This is a genomic window from Acinetobacter sp. WC-141, assembly GCF_000313935.1.
Classification (GTDB): domain Bacteria; phylum Pseudomonadota; class Gammaproteobacteria; order Pseudomonadales; family Moraxellaceae; genus Acinetobacter.
The window spans coordinates 1-21823 of sequence record NZ_AMSS01000033.1 but is presented as its reverse complement, the minus strand read 5'-3'; the positions used below and the strand labels follow the sequence as shown (position 1 = coordinate 21823).

The 21823-nt window shown below is 40.1% G+C and carries 24 protein-coding genes and 2 rRNA genes; 11 read left to right on the top strand and 15 right to left on the bottom strand.

Annotation, left to right across the window (positions count from 1 at the left end):
* The first annotated feature begins 99 nt into the window (after window positions 1-99).
* The 4 genes from hflX (at window position 100) to ACINWC141_RS05195 (ending at window position 3059) form a co-directional block, all read left to right on the top strand.
* Window positions 100-1443: a ribosome rescue GTPase HflX gene (gene hflX / locus ACINWC141_RS05210; RefSeq protein ID WP_009388718.1), complete on the top strand. Its 1344-nt coding sequence runs from the start codon at window positions 100-102 to the stop codon at window positions 1441-1443.
* Window positions 1444-1476: 33 nt separating this feature from the next.
* Window positions 1477-1848, top strand: coding sequence for a hypothetical protein (locus ACINWC141_RS05205; protein ID WP_009388707.1), 372 nt, complete (start codon window positions 1477-1479; stop codon window positions 1846-1848).
* 10 nt (window positions 1849-1858) lie between these two features.
* A complete protein-coding gene (locus ACINWC141_RS05200) occupies window positions 1859-2533 on the top strand; it encodes an LrgB family protein (protein ID WP_009388694.1) in 675 nt (224 codons plus the stop codon).
* A gap of 82 nt (window positions 2534-2615) precedes the next feature.
* Window positions 2616-3059, top strand: a complete 444-nt coding sequence (locus ACINWC141_RS05195) for a DUF2147 domain-containing protein (protein WP_009388733.1) — start codon at window positions 2616-2618, stop codon at window positions 3057-3059.
* 91 nt (window positions 3060-3150) lie between these two features.
* On the opposite strand, the gene ACINWC141_RS05190 is transcribed toward ACINWC141_RS05195, so the two are convergent.
* Genes ACINWC141_RS05190 through pdxA form a run of 3 tightly spaced genes read right to left on the bottom strand, consistent with a single transcriptional unit; the run spans window position 3151 to window position 5813 of the window.
* Window positions 3151-3993: a symmetrical bis(5'-nucleosyl)-tetraphosphatase gene (locus tag ACINWC141_RS05190; RefSeq protein ID WP_009388709.1), complete on the bottom strand. Its 843-nt coding sequence runs from the start codon at window positions 3991-3993 to the stop codon at window positions 3151-3153.
* Window positions 3994-4806: a 16S rRNA (adenine(1518)-N(6)/adenine(1519)-N(6))-dimethyltransferase RsmA gene (gene rsmA, locus ACINWC141_RS05185; protein WP_009388683.1), complete on the bottom strand. Its 813-nt coding sequence runs from the start codon at window positions 4804-4806 to the stop codon at window positions 3994-3996.
* A gap of 23 nt (window positions 4807-4829) precedes the next feature.
* Window positions 4830-5813: a 4-hydroxythreonine-4-phosphate dehydrogenase PdxA gene (gene pdxA, locus ACINWC141_RS05180; RefSeq protein WP_081400027.1), complete on the bottom strand. Its 984-nt coding sequence runs from the start codon at window positions 5811-5813 to the stop codon at window positions 4830-4832.
* A 173-nt stretch (window positions 5814-5986) separates the two neighbouring features.
* Between pdxA and rplM the strand changes: the two genes are divergently transcribed.
* The 5 genes from rplM to ACINWC141_RS05155 all read left to right on the top strand — a co-directional run bounded on the left by rplM (window position 5987) and on the right by ACINWC141_RS05155 (window position 8761).
* On the top strand, window positions 5987-6415 hold the full coding sequence (gene rplM / locus ACINWC141_RS05175; protein WP_003656097.1) for a 50S ribosomal protein L13: 429 nt from the start codon (window positions 5987-5989) through the stop codon (window positions 6413-6415).
* Window positions 6416-6427: 12 nt separating this feature from the next.
* Window positions 6428-6814, top strand: a complete 387-nt coding sequence (gene rpsI / locus ACINWC141_RS05170) for a 30S ribosomal protein S9 (RefSeq protein WP_002048725.1) — start codon at window positions 6428-6430, stop codon at window positions 6812-6814.
* Between the two features lie 175 nt (window positions 6815-6989).
* Window positions 6990-7643 carry a glutathione S-transferase N-terminal domain-containing protein gene (locus ACINWC141_RS05165; protein ID WP_009388692.1) on the top strand — a complete coding sequence of 218 codons (654 nt, stop codon included), beginning with the start codon at window positions 6990-6992 and terminating at the stop codon, window positions 7641-7643.
* 6 nt (window positions 7644-7649) lie between these two features.
* Window positions 7650-8084, top strand: a complete 435-nt coding sequence (locus ACINWC141_RS05160) for a ClpXP protease specificity-enhancing factor (protein WP_009388714.1) — start codon at window positions 7650-7652, stop codon at window positions 8082-8084.
* A 17-nt stretch (window positions 8085-8101) separates the two neighbouring features.
* Window positions 8102-8761 (top strand): hypothetical protein, encoded by a 660-nt coding sequence (locus tag ACINWC141_RS05155; protein WP_009388721.1) that lies wholly within the window; start codon window positions 8102-8104, stop codon window positions 8759-8761.
* A 53-nt stretch (window positions 8762-8814) separates the two neighbouring features.
* On the opposite strand, the gene ACINWC141_RS05150 is transcribed toward ACINWC141_RS05155, so the two are convergent.
* From ACINWC141_RS05150 to ACINWC141_RS05125, 6 genes are read right to left on the bottom strand one after another with little or no spacing between them, the layout of a single operon-like run.
* Window positions 8815-10755: an acetyl/propionyl/methylcrotonyl-CoA carboxylase subunit alpha gene (locus ACINWC141_RS05150; RefSeq protein ID WP_009388729.1), complete on the bottom strand. Its 1941-nt coding sequence runs from the start codon at window positions 10753-10755 to the stop codon at window positions 8815-8817.
* A gap of 18 nt (window positions 10756-10773) precedes the next feature.
* Entirely contained in the window at window positions 10774-11610 is an 837-nt protein-coding gene (locus ACINWC141_RS05145; RefSeq protein WP_009388713.1) for an enoyl-CoA hydratase/isomerase family protein, read from the bottom strand.
* A gap of 15 nt (window positions 11611-11625) precedes the next feature.
* Entirely contained in the window at window positions 11626-12783 is a 1158-nt protein-coding gene (locus ACINWC141_RS05140) for an acyl-CoA dehydrogenase family protein (protein WP_009388697.1), read from the bottom strand.
* 41 nt (window positions 12784-12824) lie between these two features.
* Window positions 12825-14438, bottom strand: a complete 1614-nt coding sequence (locus ACINWC141_RS05135) for an acyl-CoA carboxylase subunit beta (RefSeq protein WP_009388722.1) — start codon at window positions 14436-14438, stop codon at window positions 12825-12827.
* Window positions 14439-14448: 10 nt separating this feature from the next.
* The gene (locus ACINWC141_RS05130; RefSeq protein WP_009388731.1) at window positions 14449-15360 is read right to left on the bottom strand and encodes an SDR family oxidoreductase; all 912 of its coding nucleotides are present in this window, start codon (window positions 15358-15360) and stop codon (window positions 14449-14451) included.
* A gap of 20 nt (window positions 15361-15380) precedes the next feature.
* Complete coding sequence (locus ACINWC141_RS05125) at window positions 15381-17186, bottom strand: acyclic terpene utilization AtuA family protein (RefSeq protein ID WP_009388685.1); 1806 nt, start codon at window positions 17184-17186, stop codon at window positions 15381-15383.
* Window positions 17187-17371: 185 nt separating this feature from the next.
* Here ACINWC141_RS05125 and ACINWC141_RS05120 point away from each other — a divergent pair, with 185 nt between their 5' ends.
* Window positions 17372-17971 carry a TetR/AcrR family transcriptional regulator gene (locus ACINWC141_RS05120; RefSeq protein ID WP_009388691.1) on the top strand — a complete coding sequence of 200 codons (600 nt, stop codon included), beginning with the start codon at window positions 17372-17374 and terminating at the stop codon, window positions 17969-17971.
* Window positions 17968-18465 (top strand): GNAT family N-acetyltransferase, encoded by a 498-nt coding sequence (locus ACINWC141_RS05115; RefSeq protein WP_009388720.1) that lies wholly within the window; start codon window positions 17968-17970, stop codon window positions 18463-18465. Before ACINWC141_RS05120 ends, ACINWC141_RS05115 begins: the two co-directional genes overlap by 4 nt.
* A gap of 52 nt (window positions 18466-18517) precedes the next feature.
* Here the strand turns inward: ACINWC141_RS05115 and ACINWC141_RS05110 are convergent, their stop codons facing one another.
* The 6 genes from ACINWC141_RS05110 to ACINWC141_RS05085 form a co-directional block, all read right to left on the bottom strand.
* Window positions 18518-19681 carry an acyl-CoA dehydrogenase family protein gene (locus tag ACINWC141_RS05110; protein WP_009388696.1) on the bottom strand — a complete coding sequence of 388 codons (1164 nt, stop codon included), beginning with the start codon at window positions 19679-19681 and terminating at the stop codon, window positions 18518-18520.
* A gap of 136 nt (window positions 19682-19817) precedes the next feature.
* Complete coding sequence (locus ACINWC141_RS05105; RefSeq protein ID WP_009388719.1) at window positions 19818-20381, bottom strand: DUF4256 domain-containing protein; 564 nt, start codon at window positions 20379-20381, stop codon at window positions 19818-19820.
* A gap of 20 nt (window positions 20382-20401) precedes the next feature.
* The gene (locus tag ACINWC141_RS05100) at window positions 20402-20752 is read right to left on the bottom strand and encodes a GFA family protein (protein WP_009388700.1); all 351 of its coding nucleotides are present in this window, start codon (window positions 20750-20752) and stop codon (window positions 20402-20404) included.
* Window positions 20753-20902: 150 nt separating this feature from the next.
* Complete coding sequence (locus ACINWC141_RS05095) at window positions 20903-21298, bottom strand: putative signal transducing protein (protein ID WP_009388712.1); 396 nt, start codon at window positions 21296-21298, stop codon at window positions 20903-20905.
* A 147-nt stretch (window positions 21299-21445) separates the two neighbouring features.
* Window positions 21446-21560: ribosomal RNA gene (gene rrf, locus ACINWC141_RS05090) — 5S ribosomal RNA — on the bottom strand.
* A 186-nt stretch (window positions 21561-21746) separates the two neighbouring features.
* Window positions 21747-21823: ribosomal RNA gene (locus tag ACINWC141_RS05085) — 23S ribosomal RNA — on the bottom strand; the annotation flags it as partial.

Sequence of the window (21823 nt, the reverse complement as noted above, 5' to 3'; positions counted from 1 at the left end):
ACTGCTTTTCATTAATCTAAAGGATAAGAATAAACGCTTTCCCCTTTTGCTTAAGTTTCATCTAGAATAAAGTTTTCCCATTTCAGGATTTATAGCCACGTGGAATATGTTGATCGGCATCAAGGCGGTGAACGCACAATTTTAGTGAGTGTTTCTGTACAATTATTAGATGATCTGGATGCCGAAGAGTTTGCTCTACTTGCACAGTCTGCTGGTGCAGATATCCTTGAACATATTAAGGTTCAGCGAAATAAACCTAATCCTAAATTTTTTATTGGTTCAGGAAAAGTTGAAGAAATTGCAGAACAAGTTCAAGAACTAGAAGCAAGTCTGGTGATTTTTGATCATGCTTTGTCACCTGCTCAAGAACGTAACTTAGAAAGAATATTAAAATGCCGAGTGATTGACCGTACAGGATTAATTCTAGATATTTTTGCGCTGCGTGCCCGTACGCATGAAGGTAAATTACAAGTCGAACTTGCTCAGCTTAAGCATTTATCTACTCGTCTTATTCGCGGCTGGTCAGCTGATTTTGAGCAACAAAAAGGTGGTATTGGCTTACGTGGTCCTGGTGAAACACAACTGGAAACAGATCGTCGCCTCATTCGTGTTCGTATTGCCCAATTAAAAGATAAATTAGAAAAGGTACATCAAACGCGTATACAAGGGCGTGCTGCAAGACAAAAAGCCGCTATTCCAACTGTGTCGCTAGTAGGTTATACCAATGCTGGAAAATCGACTCTCTTTAATATTTTAGCAAATAGTGATGTCTATGCAGCCGATCAACTGTTTGCAACACTCGACCCAACTTTACGCCGTTTGGAATGGGATGGTATCGGTACTGTCGTATTAGCAGATACAGTAGGCTTTGTACGAAACTTACAGCATGATTTAGTTGAATCATTCAAAGCAACACTTGAAGAAACGCTTGAAGCCACACTATTACTGCATGTGATTGATAGTAATAGTCACGATATGCTTGATCAAATTGAAGCAGTTGAAGGCGTATTAAAAGAGATTGGTGCAGATGCTCCAGTACTTCGGGTTTACAACAAAATTGACCTGAGTGGTGAAGAAGCCAAAATCATTTATGCCGAGCCACATGTACCTGATCGAGTTTATGTTTCGGCTCACGCTGGCCTTGGTCTAGAATTACTTCAAAAAGCAGTACAAGAATGTTTGATGGGTCAAATTCAACATTTTTCACTGATTCTTAAACCAGCTTATGGCAAATTGCGCACCCAACTTTATGCCTTAAATGTGATTGAGTCTGAACACTATGATGATGCGGGCTTATTACATATTGATGTACGCATTGCACCACATAAATTAGAAAAGCTTATACGCCAAGCAAAACTACCCTTAGAAGAAATCTTGGGAGAACATGCTAATCAATTTAAGCGTCCCTTGGAAGAGTTTGAAATCAAGGGCCAGATCAGTTAAAACTTGATAAGTAAACTTTTAGAGATAAAAAATATGGATAAGATCAAAAGTATAGACTGGACAGCATGGGTAGCGACATTACTACTCATTATTGGTTTTCGTGAAGGCTCTGTCATCGTCATGCGTGCTTTTGGTCATCCAGAATTAGGTAATCTAGTCGGCTTAATCAGCTTACTGATTATTTTGATTATCTGGAGGAAGTTCAAAAAAATTCCTCTCCGGATAGTTGATACGAATAATAAAATTATGAAAGAAAGTGGATTTGCTTTTTTACCCGTTTGTGCTGGTTCCTTAATTATGTTGGTGCATATGGGTAAAGAAATTCCACTATTCCTTTTTGTTTTAGTAATCAGCACCCTTATACCTTTGTGGGTCTATGCAAAAATGGCAAAACGTTGGTTATAAGGAGAATAAAATGTTTACGATTTTCTATGGTTTTTTAATCACATTAATTGGTTATCTGTGTGCCAAACCTTTAAACCGACGTTTTCCGCAAGTTCCGCTTTTAGTTTTCGGCATGTTCATTGTGATTGCATTACTTTCCGTTTTACAAGTCCCTTATGAACAATACCGTCTTTATGTGAATGATTTATTTGGTCATCTATTAGGTTATGTTACCGTGGCCTTAGCTATTCCTTTAGCTGCGATGCGTTATGATGATCTCCCGATTAAATCAGTCATTGGCATTTTACTTTTTGCAAGTATTAGCGCCGTTGCTCTACCTATGGGACTAGCATATTTATTACACATGTCTGAACCAACCATCCTTGCATTTGCAACTCGTGCAGTAACTACGCCCATTGCCCTGAATATCGCAACGTTATTGCATGCTCCTGAAACTCTGGTAACCCTTATTGTTATCTTATCTGGGGTTATTGGAGCGGCTTTTTCACCATTTTTACTCAAGCATATTCATGATGAAAGAGCATCGGGCTTAGCCTTAGGTTTAGCCGCGCATGCCATAGGGACAGCTCAAGCTTGGCAGCGCGGACCTGTTGCAGGCCGCTACGCTGCATTTGGTATGGCTTTGAATGGTGTATTTACTGCAATTTGGTTACCAACATTAATGTTGTCACTTGGAACACCATAATTAAGAAGTGGATTAAATAAACATTGAACGGTATATCAATTCGAAATAAGATGACCTTTCAAAGTTAAAAGGACTTTTAATTATGGGGAAAATTTTTATTGGAGCTCTGCTCTTACTGGGGATCAATACTGCTACATTTGCGGCAGATATTACAGGTCTTTGGCAAACAATTGATGATAAGACAGGTGCTCCTAAAGCACAGGTAGAAATACGAAAAGAAGCAAATGGGACATATGGAGGAAAGATTATCAAAGTTACACCACGTCCAGGCTATACGCCTAAAGAGATTTGTGATAACTGCCCTGCACCCTATACCAATAAACCAATTGTTGGGCTGGATATTGCAACGGGTTTAAAACAGACAGATGGGCTTAATTATACGGGCGGTAAAATTTTAGATCCGAATACTGGCAAAGTTTACGGACTTAAGGCAAAACTTAGTGCGACTGGCAAACGCTTACATATGCGTGGTTATCTTGGCGTTTCTGCTTTGGGGCGTAATCAAATCTGGATTCGCGTAGAATAATACTTCACATAAAAAAAAGCCGCTTATGCGGCTTTTTTACTTTCACAAGAGCACAACTCTCGTCTTGCGCTCGCGAAAAGCATGGCTTTTCCTATACTTGTACAGGATTTTCGACAGCAAAGATTTCTTTGTCTTCAAGGCGATAAGCCATTAACTTTCGTCCCCATACACAGCCGCCATCAATATTCTGGATCTGCTCATTAATGGTTCTACCTTCTAGCGCAGCCCAATGACCAAAAATAATCTGATGAGTCTGAGCAGCTTTGCTTGGAAATTCAAACCAAGGTAGATAGCCTTCTGGCATTGGTGCATCTAGAGCATCTTTAAAAGTAAACTCTAAAGCCCCTTCTGCGTTGGTTAAACGCATGCGGGTCAAATAATTAGTAATACAACGTAAACGAGCTGAACCCGTTAAGTCGTCTTCCCACAAATCTGGTTTTGAGCCATACATTTCTGCTAAAAAAGCATCCAAGACAGATAAGTCTTGATGTGAGAGTACTGCCTCAACCTCTTTTGCAAGCGTTGCAGTCTTTTGTGCATCCCAAATGCAAGGTATACCTGCATGAGTAAGAATTGTCTGCTCATTTGGAAATAAGCATAATGGCTGTTTACGTAACCAGTCGATTAACTCGTCGCCATCAATTGCATCAATAACATCCTGCGTGCGATCTTTTTCTTTAATCTCTTTTAAACCACGCGCGCCAGCAATTAAAGTCAGATCATGATTTCCGAGTACAGTTGCAGCAGCGCCGCGGTCAGCAAGTTTTTTAACAAAGCGTAAGGCACCCACTGAGTTTTCGCCACGAGCAACCAAATCACCCGCAAACCATAAAAAATCTTGGTCTGGATCAAAACGTATTTCTTTAAGCAAAGCTTTTAGAGCTTCAAAACATCCTTGTACATCGCCAATCACATAATTAAAACGTTTAGTCATTTATGCCACCATTTGATCAGCTAAAGCAACAAATTGAGCAAGTGTTAAAGTTTCTGGTCGAGCCATTGGATCAACGCCTGCTTTTTCAAAGCCATCTTCGGCGATCATACCTTTAAGACTATTTCTTAGGGTCTTACGGCGTTGGGTAAATACATGACCAACCAACCGAGCCAAAGCTTTTTCATCTTTTGCAATAATCGGTTTTTGTTCATAAGGAACAAGGCGGAAAACAGCACTCGTTACTTTAGGGGGTGGGTTAAATGCGCCAGCTGGCACTTCAAATAAAAACGTAGGTTGGCAATAATACTGGATCATTACCGACAAGCGCCCATATTCTTTTGTGTTTGGTTCGGCAGTAATACGATCAACCACCTCTTTTTGTAGCATAAAGTGCATGTCTTTAACTTTACTGCCAAATTCCAAGAGATGAAAAAGTAATGGGGTTGAAATGTTATAAGGTAAATTACCAACCACACGTAATGGTCGACCATCTTTTACCAGTTCGTTAAAATCATATTTTAATGCATCAGCTTCTATAATAGTTAAACGTTCAGGATGTGGAACTCGTTCTGGCAAGCCTGCCGCTAAATCACGATCTAGCTCAACAACTGTTAGCGCATCACACTCTCCAATTAAAGGAGATGTTAATGCAGCTAAACCAGGTCCAATTTCAACAACATTTTCACCTGCACGCGGATTCACCGAGCGCACGATTTTGGCAATGACTCGCTGATCATGTAAGAAGTTTTGACCAAAACGTTTACGAGCTTTATGCCCTTCATCTTTCGGGTTTAGGGCATTAATTTGATACATAGAACATTTCCAACATGAAAAATTTAGCTCGCTGCCAAAGATAAAGCTAAATCGACAGCGACATTTAAACTTGAGCTTTTTGCTAAACCGGTTCCGGCCAAAGACAATGCGGTGCCATGATCAACCGAAGTTCGGATGAACGGCAAACCCAATGTAATATTGATAGCTTCACCGAATCCTTGTGATTTTAACACAGGTAAACCTTGATCATGGTACATGGCAAGTACAGCGTCAGCATTTTTAAGATGCTCAGGAGTAAATAAGGTATCTGCAGGCAAGCTTAGACTCATTTTAATTCCTTGTGCCCGATAAGTTTCGAGTACCGGATTAATGGTCTCAATCTCTTCGCGTCCTAAATAGCCATCTTCACCCGCATGAGGATTTAAGCCACACACTAATATGCGCGGATCCATAATCTTAAATTTAGTTTTTAAGTCATGCAGTAAAATATCAATGACCTGATGCAACCTCTCTTTGGTAATTGCATCTGCAACATCTCTTAAAGGCAAATGTGTAGTCGCTAAAGCAACACGCAAGGTTTTGGTCGCAAGCATCATGACGACACGCTCTACCCCTGCAAATTCTTGATAGTATTCAGTGTGGCCACTAAACAAAATACCTGCATCATTAATAACCGACTTTTGCACAGGAGCAGTGGCGACCCCGACACTTTTACCAGATAACGCATAATCGGCTGAACGGCGTAATTGTTCTAATACATAAGCCGCATTAGCTGAGTTTAATTGTCCATCAACAACCGCCGTTTTTAAAGGCACATGTTCTATATAAAGCTCACCTGAAGACGTTGATTCAGTTTGTCCCGTATATTCTACAAATTGAATATTTATCCCGAGTTTCTGGGCACGTTGCTCTAATAAATTTCGGTCACCCAAAATGACAATAGGGCGTTCATCAATTCGCTCAGCCAAGCTCAAGCAAATATCTGGACCAATACCAGCCGGCTCACCGGAAGTGACATATAAAGGCAGCACAATCACCCCAGACACATAACGTAAATTTGTTTGATTTTAACATATCCCGCATTCATCAGTTTATGGATTAAATTATCTGGCTTAAACTGGATTTTTCTTGTGACTTTGGACAAACTCGTTTAGAATGCTCGCTCCTTTTGTTTGGACAGATTCCATAGTCCAAACCAACTATAATAGGTAGTGGTTTAATGAAAACTCTCAGCGCTAAGCCAGCTGAAGTTCAACATGACTGGTATGTTGTTGATGCTTCTGGCAAAACTTTAGGTCGCCTTGCGACTGAAATCGCTCGTCGTTTACGCGGTAAGCACAAGACTTCTTATACTCCTCACGTTGACACTGGCGATTACATCGTTGTGATTAATGCTGAACAAGTTCAAGTGACTGGTAAAAAAGCGCTTGATAAGAAATATTATCGCCATACTGGTTTCCCTGGTGGTATCCGTGAGACTAACTTCGAGAAGTTAATTGCTCACAAGCCTGAAGCTGTTCTTGAAAAAGCAGTTAAAGGCATGTTACCAAAAGGTCCTCTTGGTTATGCAATGATCAAAAAAATGAAAGTGTACGCTGGTACTGAGCATCCGCATGCTGCTCAACAGCCACAAGTTTTGGACATCTAAGGGATACAGCACATGGCTACTAATTATGGTACAGGTCGCCGTAAGACCGCAACTGCACGTGTTTTCTTGTCAGCTGGTACAGGCAAACTCGTTATCAACAACCGTACTTTAGAGCAATATTTCGGTCGTGAAACTGCTCGTATGGTTGTTCGTCAACCTTTAGAACTTTTAGAAGTTACTGAAAAGTTTGACCTTTACATCACTGTTAAAGGTGGTGGTATTGGTGGTCAAGCTGGCGCAATCCGTCACGGTATTACTCGTGCGCTTATCGCTGCTGACGAAACTTTAAAACCTGTTCTTCGTCAAGCTGGTTTCGTTACTCGTGATGCTCGTGAAGTTGAACGTAAGAAACTTGGTTTACGTAAAGCTCGTAAGCGTCCTCAATTCTCTAAACGTTAATTCGTTTATCGAGTTGGACAAAAAAGCCTTGGATTTTCCCAAGGCTTTTTTATTATGAAAATAGAACAATAAAAGGCAAACTTATAAATATAAACAAACTATCTCGTTAGAACCGTGATTTCCGAGAGCATTTTTAGTATCCTAATCGATTCACTCAACCACGTCGTCTTGTGATATGTCGGTCGAAAACACCTCTATTCAGGGGATTACCCTTTACAGTCATGCTGATGATTTCCGTTCTCACTGGATTCGTTTCTTATTAGCAGAAAAGCAAATCAAATATCAATTGATCATAACTGACCATGAAGACGAAGATTTGGCAAGTTTAAATCCTTATAATCAATTGCCGATGTTGGTCGAGCAAAATCTTAAATTATTTTCAGCGCCTATTATTGCTGAATATTTAGATGATCGTTATCGTCAAAGTAAGCTTTATGCAGATGCTCCAATGATGCGTGCAGAGCAGCGTCAATATATATGGAGACTTGAAAACGACTGGTTCAAGTTAGCAGATCACATGTTAAAACATGCTGATTCTTTAAATGTCGAACAAAAGCAAAAAGCTCAAAAAGAATTACGTGAAACTTTAATTTCACTTACTCCCCTATTTCAGCATTTTCCCTATTTTATGTCTGAAAATTTCACAATCTTGGACTGTATGCTTGCCCCTATCTTTTTAAGATTAAATAGCATGGGAATCGTTTTACCGAAACAGCACTGCCGACCGATACTTTTGTATTGTAAACGTATCTTTGAGAGACCTTCTTTTGCTAAATCAATGACGGCTCAAGAGAAAAACCGTTACAATGAACTATTAAATATGGAATAGTGTGATATGTCTGAGCAAACTATTGATTTAACCCCTACACGTCCTTATCTTGCTCGTGCAATCTATGAATGGATTTGTGATAACCAACTTACGCCTTATCTATTAGTGGATGCGACACAGCCACATACTGATGTTCCACAGCAATTTGTTAAAGATGGCCAAATCGTTTTAAATATCGTGCCTCATGCTGTTCATCAACTTCTTATTGGAAATGAAGCCATTACTTTTTCTGCCCGTTTTGGGGGGGCGTCGAAAGATATTTATGTACCTATTCAGGCCGTTCTAGGTATTTATGCACGTGAGAATGGACAAGGTTTATTCTTTGATCCTGAAGAATATGCCAATGTAGCGCCTGTAGAAAATACAGTAGAGTCAGAAGTACAAGAAGCAATTGAAACAACATCGACCAAGAAAAAACCAACATTAAGAATTTTAGATTAAATTTAGAGGAAGAAAGCATGGCATTTGATTTAGTCCAATACTTTGCTGAGCAGATAAAAATTCAAAAGCCTCAGCTTTTAAATCAATATCCAGTTAATGAAAAAAATAAACTGATTGATGAGGTGAATATTCTTACGCTTGGAAAACTGATTAGTTTGTGGCGTCAAGATGACAATAAGATTTATCATGAAATTAAAGCTGCAGATCCACTTTATATTCAAGAAGTTGCTCGTCATTTAACAACATCTAAGCATAACCAGTCGGCTTTAAAAAATGCAGAATTAGAACAAAGTATTTCTGAAATTTTAACTTTGCAGTTAGCGGAACTGAACCAGCTCGATGAAACAGGCGGTTTTGGGCATAATGGCTTAAAAGAATTAATTTTAGGTCAAGTAGAACATTTATCAGGTCAAGCCGAAGATTGGGTTTGGTCAACAAATCATCTAAATGAATTAATTGGTTCTAAACCTGTGGAACAAGAAGAGCTATCATTGGACACAACAATGAAGGAGTTCAATCAAATGGTTCACCAAGCCCAACCTCATCATAATGACTTGCATGTTGAAGAACAAGCTACCGAGGTTTCTGTACCTACATGGTCAAAAATTATTGCCCCTGTCGTTGCTTTAGCAATTTTGGGCTATTTGTACTGTGCCTATACACAATTTATTGCTTAAAAATTTGCCTATACAAACAACTAAATGCCACCCATAAAAGGTGGCATTTTTTATTAGACCAAAATACTAAATAACATTTGCCGTTTTTTTACTTGCTGTCCTTGCTGTCCTAAAATATCTTCGACCATACCGTCAACATCAGATCTAATCTGTTGCTGGATTTTCATAGCTTCAAGCACCAATAAGGTTTGCCCTTTCACGACTTGATCGCCTTTATTGACCAAAATATTGACTACCGCACCATCCATCGGTGCACGAATTTTACCATCTCCAGCTACATCAGCCATTTCTGGAGCAGCATAAGTCACATTGTGAATCGTAACATTGCCATTATCTTGATCTAAATAAAGCTGATCACCATCCAATACATATTGCACACGACGGCGTACCCCATCAACTACATAAACCATTTGCTCGGCTGTTTTTTCAATAACTTCAATACAAATGGTCTGGTCACAGAGCTGCACAGTAACCATGTTATTTTCAGATAATAGCTGTAACTGGATTTGCTGATCGGCAGATTTCAGTTTTATTGGTAATGGTACACCCAGCCCTGTTTGCCATGCCACGCTACCTTTACTTTGGCTAAATAATGCTGCTGCAATCGCCAAAGTTTCTAAAGATAAAACTTGATGATGTAAGCTCTTGTCATCTTGAAAATGCTGCTGAATAAATGCGGTATTAGTATCACCAGAAATAACGACTGGATGGCGTAATAAATTGACCAAAAACTGTTTATTACTATTCACACCTAGCAACACACAATCATCTACAGCACGAGCAAGTAAACGAATAGCATCTTCACGGGTTTTGCCATATGCGATCACTTTGGCTACCATCGGATCGTAAAATGGGCTGACTTCATCAGTTGCCAACATACCGTGATCGATTCGCACATTCGGCAATATTGCAGGCTTCCAGCGTAACACTTGTCCTGTTTGTGGTAGGAAATCTTGACGTGGGTCTTCGGCATACAGACGTACTTCGATTGCATGTCCATTTAAGGTCAATTCATGTTGTTGTAAAGGCAATTGTTCACCATTGGCGACGCGTAATTGCCACTCAACTAAGTCTAATCCAGTAATGAGTTCAGTGACTGGGTGCTCCACTTGCAAACGGGTGTTCATTTCTAAAAAATAAAATGCACCAGATGCATCAAGTAAAAACTCAACTGTACCAGCTCCCACATAAGCACATGCTTTAGCAGCCGCAACAGCTGCCTCTCCCATTTGCTGACGCAGTTCAGGTGTCATGACCGGACAAGGTGCTTCTTCAACGACCTTTTGGTGGCGGCGTTGAATCGAGCAATCACGTTCGAACAAATACACATAATTGCCATGGGTATCACCAAAAACTTGAATCTCGACATGGCGTGGGGCAATGACTGCTTTTTCTAAAATAAGCTCGCCCGAACCAAAGGCATTTTCAGCTTCAGAACGTGCAGTTTGTAAGGCCTCAACCAATTCGGATGACTGCTGTACCAAACGCATACCACGGCCACCACCGCCAGCAGAGGCTTTCACCATGATTGGAAAACCAATCTGCTCGGCTTGTGCTGCTAAATATTCAAGGTCTTGGCGATCGCCTTCATAACCGGGCACACAAGGTACGCCTGCTTCAATCATGGCAATTTTTGAGAGGCGTTTGCTACCCATTAACTCAATTGCCGAAGCTGTCGGACCAATAAAAGTAATCTGATTGTTGAGGCAAGCTTGAGCAAAATCGGTATTTTCTGACAAAAAGCCATAACCGGGATGTACAGCATCAGCACCCGTTTTTTGACAGGCTTCTATAATTTTAGCAATAGAAAGATAAGATTCAGATACTTTGGATGCTCCGATGTAAACGGCTTCATCGGCCTCTTGCACATGGCGAGCATGACGGTCTGCCTCAGAATAGACCGCTACAGTTTGATAGCCCATTGCTTTGGCTGTTTGCATGACTCGAACTGCAATTTCACCACGATTGGCCACCAATACTTTAGAAAATTTCATTATTTTTATCCTTATCTCTTATGACTCATCGACCCAATTCGGCAAACGTTTCTGAATAAAAGCCATTGTCCCTTCTTGTCCTTCGATACTACCAACCGCTTGAGCAAACTGCTGTGCAGCAGCATCGAGCAACTCACTCAAAGGTTCATTAAGTGTTCGATGTAGTAATGCTTTAGTCACACGCGAGGCTTGTGGTGCAGCACGTTTAATGTGCTGGATGGTTTCTTGTAAGGCTTGTTCAAGTTCGATTTCATTATGTGCAATCTGATGTACCACGCCAACACTGAGCGCCGTATGGCCTTCAAAACGCATACCCAATAAAGCCAATCGTCGAGCCTGTGTCAGACCAATACGTTTTACTACAAAAGGAGCTATTTGAGCTGGAATAATGCCAAGTCCAGTTTCAGGCAAACCGAACTGAGTATTGTCACGGCTAATGGCAACATCAGAAACACATGCCAAACCAAAACCACCACCTAAAACAGCACCTTCTAAAATGACTACAACAGTCTGTGGTGCAGCTTCAACTTGTTCAAGCATGGCACCAAAACGGCGGTTAAAGTCAGCATAAGGTTGTAGACTACCGACTTTGGTCGCTTCAACGCGTAAAGCAGCCATATCTTTAATGTCACCACCTGCACAAAAGGTTCCGCCTTCACCACGGATAACGACGGCACGAATTGAAAGGTCATCCTGAATAGCGCCGAAGACTTGTTGAATGGCATTGACCATATCCAAATTCATAGCATTGCGGCTCTCTGGTCGATTTAACCAGAGATATAAAATACTGCCGTCTTGTTCTAATTGAATACTGTCATCAATATCTAAAACGTGTAGAGATGTCGAAAGTGTCATGGCTTATTCCTTATTTTATTTTTGTTTTTTAGGCAGAATATCCATTAACTTACAGATAATTCCCAACATAATCTCATCTGCCCCACCACCAATAGACCCTAAGCGACCATCACGATACAGCTGTGATGCAGGGTTATCCCACATAAAGCCATTACCACCCCAATATTGCAGACAGCTATCAGCAACTTCACGGCTCAATCGGCCAGCCTTTAGTTTTGCCATAGATGCCAGCTTGGTCACATCTTCACCCGCAATGTGCTGCTCACAAGCCTGATAAGTTAATGCTTTGAGAGCTTCCACTTCAGTCATGAGTTCAGCAAAACGGAAATGGATATATTGATTATTGATGAGTGGCTGACCAAAAGTAGTCCGTTCTTTGGTATAGGCGATTGTCTTTTGGATTAAATTTTCCAAACCACCAATCGCATTAGCACATGCCCATAAACGTTCTTCCTGAAATTGCATCATTTGCATCATAAAGCCCATGCCTTCGACACCCACCAAATTACGCTGTGGCACACGCACGTTATCTAAATAAACTTGCGCTGTAGTGGTTGAACGCATTCCTAATTTATTGAGCGGTTCTGAGAAACTAATACCTTTGGTTTTTGCCGGCACAATAATCATTGATTTATTAACGTGCGGTTTATCGTCAGAAGTGTTTGCTAAAAGACAGAAAAAGTCGGCTTGCAGTGAATTGGTAATCCACATTTTGCTGCCGTTAATCACATAATCATCGCCGTCTTTTTTAGCCGTAGTTTTAATTGCGGCTACATCAGAACCTGCATGAACTTCAGATACAGCAATGGATGCGACATATTCCCCAGCAATCGCTGGTGTTAAAAACTCATCACGTAATTCTTTACTACCAAAACGTGCAAGCGCTGGGGTTGCCATATCGGTTTGTACACCAATCGCTAAAGGCACCCCACCACAAGTCGCTCTTCCGATTTCTTCAGCAACCACAAGGTTATAAGAATAATCTAACGCTAAACCACCATTTTCTTCAGGCTTGCAAATCCCTAATAAACCAAGATCACCCATTTGTTTAAATACTTCATGGATTGGGAAACGCCCCGCTTCTTCCCATTCTGGAATATGTGGATTCAGCTCATTTTCAACAAATTGACGAGCTGTACGGCGTAATGCTTCATGTTCGGCAGTAAATTTCATTGTGTTCTTCCTATTAATTTTTTTAATTGCGGTAAAAGTTGTTAAAAGCGAGATACACCAAAACGAGTCGAACTCAACTTTCGCTGCTGTGCTTCATAAATGGTTTGTAAAAGGAAAATCAGTAATTTTCGGCTATCTCGCGGATCGATAATGCCGTCGTCATGTAGCATCGCCGTATTGAAAAGCGCGGTAGATTGCTGTTCCAGTTTCATGGCAGTACTTTGCTCAAGAAAATCGAGCATTTGAGGATTAGGCTCCTGACCAGAAGCTTTTTGCTTTCCTTCAGCCACAATACGCAAGACTTTTCCAGCCTGAGCGGCTCCCATTACAGCTACATGCGAGTTCGGCCACGCAAAAATAAAGTCTGGCGATAAGCTTCGGCCACACATCGCGTAGTTACCAGCGCCATATGAGCCCGCCACCACAATCGAGATTTTAGGTACAGTACAATTGGCAACCGCCTGAATCAGTTTTGAACCATGTTTGATAATGCCATTTTGCTCTGCGTCAGTTCCCACCATGAAGCCTGTAGTGTTATGCAAAAACAATAATGGGCGCTGCGTCTGTTCACATAGGTGAATAAACTGTGCTGTTTTAGCTGCACCTTGAGGGGTAATCGGGCCATTATTGGTAATAATACCGATATGCAACCCGCCAATTTTTGCCCACCCACACACCGTTAAATCATCATATTCTTGTTTAAATTCAAGAAAATCAGAATCATCAACAATTCGGGCAACCACCTCTTTCATGTCAAATGGCTGCTTAGGGTCATTAGGGATAACACCCAATAATTCATCGGTACCATAACGAGGCTCTTTATAAGTTGTTTCAACTGGTTTGATTTGCTCTTTCCAGTTCAGGTGTTCAAAAATTTCACGTGCAAGCCGAATACCATCGGCATCATTTTCTGCCAAATATTCTGCTGTTCCAGCAACCTGAGCATGCATTTCTGCTCCACCCAACTCTTCAGCTGTTGCCACTTCACCTGTCGCAGCTAAAAGTAAAGGTGGACCTGCAAGAAGCATTTCGGTTTGTTTGCGTACTACAATGACATAATCTGAAAGACCTGGTTGATATGCACCGCCCGCTGTCGCATTACCATGTACCACCGCAAGCTGCGGAATACCTGCCGCAGAAAGACGGGCCTGATTAGCAAAGGTCATGCCGCCATAAGTAAATACTTCCGCAGCATAATTTAAGTTAGCCCCACCACTTTCAGTCAGTGTGATCAGCGGGAGTTTTTGTTCCAAAGCAATTTTTTGCAAGCGCAAAGTTTTTTGTACACCCATGGGTGACATGGTTCCACCCTTAATTGCACTATTACTTGCAGAAACTAAACAACGCACACCACTGACAAAACCAATGCCAGCAATCACGCCACCACCAGCTTCCGAGCCATCTTTATCATCATGCATGTTGTAACCAACCAAGCCACATAACTCGATAAAAGGTGAATCGGCATCTAGCAACAACCGGACACGCTCATGCGGCAAAATCTTACCTTTTTTATCGAACTTCGGTTTGGCAGCATACGATTTATCAATACTTTTTTGTTGAATTGCACGGACCTCGCTTAACTGAGCAAGTAAAGCCTCTTTATTCTTTTGATATTGTTCACTACCAACAGCAATTCCGGATTGAAGAATGGTCATTTTTTATTCCTCACTCCGAGCCTGAATTATTGCTTTGCTCGACTTTTTCAGTCTTATCTTTTTTAAAAATTTCAGGAATAAATGCACGGTGAAAACCGTTATAAGACTCACTATTTGTCGCATCGCTTAAAGGATACATACGCGTACCTTGCGATGCGGCACCATCAATACGCAAGGTTACACCAGAGACAAAAGCCGCAGCATCAGATAATAAATAACAAATTGCCGATGACACTTCCGACTCAGTTCCCATACGTTTTAACGGTACATTGCCAGCAAGACTTGGAATAATCACTTTGGCAAAATCACCGCTATAATTATCCATACCGGATGAGACGATCCACCCCGGCGCCACCGCATTTACCCGAACGCCGGATTTGCCCCATTCAACCGATGCAGTTTTGGTTAAGTTATCAACCCCAGAGCGTGCTGCACCTGAATGTCCCATCCCTGGCATGCCACCCCACATATCAGCAGTCATGTTGACAATACTGCCACCGTGTTTTGCCATCCATTGGTTATACGCTTCACGCATTAAATAGAAAGTTGAATGCAGGTTATTACGTACTACCGCATCAAAACCGTTTGCAGAAATATTTTCTAATGCTGATGGAAACTGGCCACCCGCGTTATTCACCAAACCATCTAGTCTGCCAAATTTCTCAATCACTTCGGCAATCATGTTTTTCACTTGTTCTTCTTCACGGTTATCACAAACAATGAAATGAACCTGACCACCATCTTCTATAATTTCTTGGCTTACTTTTTCTAATTTTTCAATTTTGCGCCCTGTAATTACCACTTGAGCTCCTAATGCAGCAAGCTCATGTGCAGTACAGCGACCAATGCCTGAGCCACCACCCGTCACAATAATGACTTTATTAGCAAAGGCATCAGGTCTAAAAATTGATTGATAACTCATCTTTATTTCATCCATTCATTTTATTTTTCTAGAAGATATGCCGGGACTTTTACAGGCATATCCAATAACTGCTGTGCAAAGGCTTTACCTTGCGGGTCAATACGTAAGCTTGCTACACCACCACCACCCAAGGCATTTTCCAACATAAAATTCAGAGCATTTAAACCTGGCAACTCATAACGAATCACTCTTCCTTTTTCAGTATCTAGAACATGTTGCATATAACTTGCAACAGCCTGTTCAGTCAGTGCCGCACGAATCCATGGTAAATATTCTGCTTTACGTGCAATCACGCCGATATTGCTATGATTTCCTTTATCACCACTACGAGCATGCGCAATTTCAATTAAAGCAACTTCAATTTCATCTCCCTCATAAGTTGCACTTTCACCTGCGGTTAAAGTATTTAATTGCTGTGTAGCAGAACCTAAAGGAATCTCAACTGGATAGCGCTGCCCATCAAAGTCAACCTCAACATTGATCTGATTTTTATCAATTAAAAATGAAAATAACTTAATGACTGGAGATGCTTTAGGTCGTCCACCAACAATACCGGCCAAGGCCGGAGCCATACCAGTTGAAGCCTGTGCAATTTCAGATGCAAAGAACATACATGCTTCTTTAAACATATGTTTTACGGCTATTTTGACTACAACTTCACGGCTATTTAATGCTTGGGCATGTTCTCCATAAGTACTTTCAATACCTAAAATCTCAATAGACTTTTCACTAAAAGGTGGCACCGAGCGCATTGCTAAAACACGCTCACATTTAGTCAAAATCGCATCAGCAATCACTTGCGCTTTTTGTGGTGCCTCACGACCTGCAATGAGGAAACTGACTAAAACCCGATAGCCATCAGGATAGGTTGCACTGACTTTATATTGCGCTGTCGGTGCTCGTCCTGTTGCACCCGTCACACGGACTCGATGCTCACCGACTTGCTCCAAATGTACCTGACTAAAATCAGCAATTACATCTGGTAGTAAATACGCTTGAGGATTACCAATTTCATAAACGATTTGCTCTGCAACCGTGGCGGTAGAAACTAGACCACCTGTCTCCTTTGGTTTAGTCACAACGAATGAGCCTTCTTCACTCACTTCAACTACAGGGAACCCCATATTGTCGAAGCCCTGTACCAAGCGCCAATCGGTAAAATTACCACCTGTACATTGCGCACCACATTCAATCACATGCCCAGCCAATGAACCTTGTGCTAACTTGTCATAGTCATCAAGAGACCATTGAAATTCGTGTAACAAAGGTGCCAGAACCACAGCAGAGTCAACCACACGGCCCGTAATCACAATATCTGCTCCCAGATTCAAGGCATCACGTATCGCCACAGCCCCTAAATAGGCGTTACTACTCGCCACCTGTTCTGGCAAAGCTTCACCGCTAAACATTTCCTGAATATTTTGCTGCTTGAGTTGTTCATGCTGCGCTAAAAGATCATCACCCAAAACCACAGCAACTTTCAGATCTAGACCATATTCTTTAATTATTTTTTGCAAGGCATCACGACAGGCCAATGGATTAACGCCACCCGCATTACTAATCACTTTAATCTTTTTTTCTGCAATTTTTTTCAGTAGAGGTGCCATTACTCGGCTAACAAAATCCAAAGCATAACCATGTTTCGGCTCGACCATCTTTGCTTTTGCCATAATCGACATGGTGATCTCTGACAAATAATCAAAAACCAAATAATTAATATCGGTTAAATGTACTAATTGGAAAGCGGCAGTATTGGTATCACCCCAAAATCCTGAGGCACAACCTATTTTTACGACACGTTCATCACCCTGCTGATTACTTGGCATTTTATTTCTCATTATTTTGTTTAAAAATTACACTCAACATTACCAAGCAAGCGCTTGGTTTGTAAAGAGCAAAATGTTATTGTGGAATTGACCAAAACTGCCAAACTCGTCAAATCAGCTAAAACATTGTGAAATTTGGCAAAATTTTCCATTAAATATTTTTATATAAAGGATCCAGCTTTCGCATGATTGCTACTTCAATTGAACAGATTCCAAACATCCCTTGCTTTGATGACAGTCCACGTGGGCGTTTATTACAGGGGGCTGCGTATCTATTTCACAAGCAAGGCTATGACAAAACCACTGTCCGTGAACTGGCTCAATTTATTGGAATTCAATCGGGAAGCTTATTCCATCACTTCAAAAGTAAAGATGACATCCTCGCTCATGTAATGGAACAAACTATTATTTACAATCTTGCTTGTTTGAAAGATGCTGCAAGTCAATCTACCGATCCAGAACAACAGTTGCGTGCTCTCATTAAAGCAGAACTTATTTCAATTACTGGAGATACTGGTGCTGCAATGGCAGTTTTGGTCTACGAGTGGTTTGCTCTTTCAAAAGAAAAACAAGACTATCTTTTAAAAATGCGTAATGAATATGAGCAAATTTGGTTAGATGTTATTGAGAAGTTACGCATAGAGGGCAAAATAAGACATGATGCTTTTATTTGGCGACGATTAGTTGGTGGTGCGATTTCATGGACCGTGACTTGGTATAAATCTGAAGGCAAAGTCAAAATTGATGAATTAACCGAAATGGTATGGGAGATGGCTTTGAAATGAGTTCAGTCTATTTGCGTAAACCTCAAATAAATGACTTGGCTGAAATTAAAGAAGCATATAAAAATAGTATTCAAATACATCAGCCTTGGACTTACCCACCAACTAACTTTCAAACTTATTTAGAACAGGAACATCGTTATTTTGTTTGCTTAAACGAAAGCCATGCAATTGTCGGAACATTTAATATTTCGAATATTATTCGCGGCCGCTTTCATTCAGCCTATTTAGGATATGAAGCATTTCATCCTTATCAAGGTTGTGGATATATGAAACAAGGTCTAAAGTTATTACTCATTGAAGCCTTCGAAAAACTAAAATTACATAGATTAGAAGCGAACATACAACCTGAAAACACCGCTTCAATTCAGCTTGTTGCAAATGCAGGGTTTATTAAAGAAGGTTTTTCTCGGCATTATCTTCGAATAGGGGGAAAAGAATGGAAAGATCATGAACGGTGGGCTATTTTAAATGAATTATGGAATGAAACCTCATGATAAATGACTCAAAAAGAGCTAAGGCAGCTCAAAAGCCACCTTATAAATAGAATTAATAACCTAACTGCTTACTAATCAAATCTTTCATAATTTCTTCAGCTCCACCACCAATCATATTCACCTTCACTTCACGGTAAATACGTTCAGACTTGGTTCCACGCATAAAACCCATGCCCCCCAAGGTTTGCACAGCTGCATCAGCACAAAATTGCATAGTGCGAGTCGCCACATTTTTCAACATTGAAATTTGTGCTACAAGCTCTGGCCCCTGTAGCTTTGGCTGAGTCATTTTCCAAGCAGTTTCTTCAAGTAATGCCCGTGTTGAGGTCAATTGCGTTGCCATATCTACCAATTTATGACGTACTACCTGATGGTCAATTAAACGCTTACCAAAAGTTTTACGTTGCTGAGCCCAATCTAAAGCCTCTTCATAACACACTAAGGCATAGCCATAGGCCACTACCCCTAAGAAAAAACGCTCCATATTAAAGTTATTCATAATGACTTTGAAACCAGCATTTTCTTTACCAAGAAGATTTGATGCAGGAACTCGTACTTGATCAAAATGCAAATGAGCTGTGTCAGATGCCCACCATCCCATTTTCTTCAAAGGTGTTTTAGTAATTCCTTCACTGTGCGCATCAATTAACAAAATTGAAATACCCTCAGCACCCGATTTAGTAGGATCTGTGCGTACTGCAACCGTATAATAATCTGCCCGAATCCCTGATGTAATAAATGTCTTTTCACCTGAGACAATATAATAATCACCATCTCGAACAGCTTTGGTTTGTAATGCAGCAACATCTGAACCACCACCTGGTTCTGTAATCGCCAAAGCAGAGATTTTTTCACCAGAAATAATACTCGGCAGAACTTTAGCCTTTAATTCCTCACTTCCAAAATGCTGAATTGGCGGAGCACCAATAGTGTGTACCATTAATGAAATATGTACTCCACCAGATCCAGCCTTTGCCATTTCGACACCAGCCAGCAATGAGTAAAATGGATCAGCATCGGGAATGCCACCATATTCTTCAGAAAATCCTAATCCTAATAAACCAATCTCAGCAGCTTTCTTATATAGTTCTCTTGGAAATGTCTCGGCCTCATCCCATTCATTTACAAAAGGCGTCATTTCTTTTTGTACAAATCGTCGAACATTATCTGCAAAAGCAATATGTTGTTCATTATAGTAAATTGGATTGGATTGCATTTTTAGAAATACCCTGATGTTTTTATTTAATTCCAGTACCTATCTTGTCATGTTTATGATTAATCAAAAGTTGCAAGAATCTCCAATTTCTTGGCATAAAACATCAAACCTAATAATTCTTATAAAACTGTAAATTCTATACTCTTAAACAGCAACGAAATCCACGAGCAGCATAATAAGATTGTGCTCCATTATGATAAATAAAGACCCGACCATACCGACGGTCAGCAAAAATTGCTCCATCTAACTGTCTAATCTCATCTGGTGTTGCAAGCCAACTTGATGTTTTCAGATCAAACTCACCTAACTTTTGTAATCGATGGTATTGCTCTTCTGTTAGAAGCTCGACTCCCATTTCTATAGCGACATCAATTGCACTATTTTTAGGCGGATGATCTTTTCTAGACTCTAAAGCTTCGCGATCATAACAAAGACTTCTACGGCCTTTTGGTGTCTCAGGAGAACAGTCTACAAATAGATATTCATCTTTCCGTTGATCATCTGCCACTACATCAGGCTCTCCTCCCGTATTTTCCATTTCTTGTAACGACCATAGTTTTTTAGGAGATGAAATTAATTTTGCTTGTACATCGGACCAATTTACCTCTCTATGACGATGGAGATTCTTTTCAAACCTATTTTTTAACAGTTCAAGTAATATTTCTATTTGCTTTGAAGATAAGCTCTTTTTAGTTACCATTAAATAAGTCCTTTTCTGTACTAAACAGAACGTCCATCAAAATGATTTATTTTTAATTTTTCTAAATCTATATCATCTATGCATCGAACATTAATCGCAAAGACTGAATTACCTTCGGCATCTATACCTTGAGCATAAGGATGAATACCACAATTTTTACAAAACTGGTAATTAATCACATGTTTATTAAATGTGTAATTGGCTAAAATTTCGGGGGATTCTAAAGAAATCTTAACTTTCTTACTTGGTAAGAACCAAAGTAAAGAACCTTTCTTTTGACAAATAGAACAATTGCAAGATAAAACCTCTGATAGCTCGCCTTCTGCTACAAATTTAATCTGGCCACAATGACAACTTCCCTTATATTCCATATTCTTTTCCCTTTATAATTCTTTATAACTTTTATAATACCCTTTCTAATAATTCATTTTTTTATCACTTTGTAGAGTTTAATTGCTTCTTTATTACATAGCCATATAAATTAAAAGAATGAATAAATATAATATTTTAGTCCCTTACAATTAATTCCAGAAATATTGACATCGTTTGCATCTATTACCATTTTTAAAAGAGAACAAAGGTACCCCTAAGAACATGAACGCTAGAAAAGCTGATTTTTTCCCTTGTGTATAAGCTTCTATATCTTGAGCTCCACAATTAGGGCAGCACTCTTTATTCTCTCCAAACTCTTGTTCCAGTTCATTACTAAAATCCTTTTCAAGAAGAGACTTTGCTTCATCGACATAATTTTGTGGGACTAATAGACGAACCCCACCTAAAGCATTGGAATAAAACCAATCCATATTAATAGTATGTTCATTTTCAATACGTGCAGGAATTCCAAAAGCCTCTAATTGAGTTTTTGCAATTTGCGCCTCATAAGGAAATGAGAATGTTTCAACCAAGATCCATTGCATAGTAGATTTTAAATTTTACAAATAAGTTTAGAATCATCCTATTTCATCATAAATTGAATTATATTTATAATCTTACCTATTTTTTCAGATTAATTTCTGCATAAAAAAACACCCCCAACAGTTAAGTTGGGGGTGTTTAGAATAATGAGCTGGCGATGACTTACTCTCACATGGGAAACCCCACACTACCATCAGCGCTAAGAGGTTTCACTTCTGAGTTCGGGAAGGGATCAGGTGGTTCACTCTTGCTATGGTCGCCAGCACAACTGGTATGGATACTTGCTTCGTTTTATTCACTTTGTGATACGTTGCGTTTTCCAAATCTTTACAGATGGGCTGATTGAGTCTTACTTTAGATGTTCATTTTAGCTAAGCATATAACTAAATCAAGTTGCTTTGCATATTTATGAATCGATTGATGCTTTATATACAACTGCTTGGGTGTTGTATAGTCAAGCCTCACGAGCAATTAGTATTGGTCAGCTTCACATATCACTATGCTTCCACATCCAACCTATCAACGTC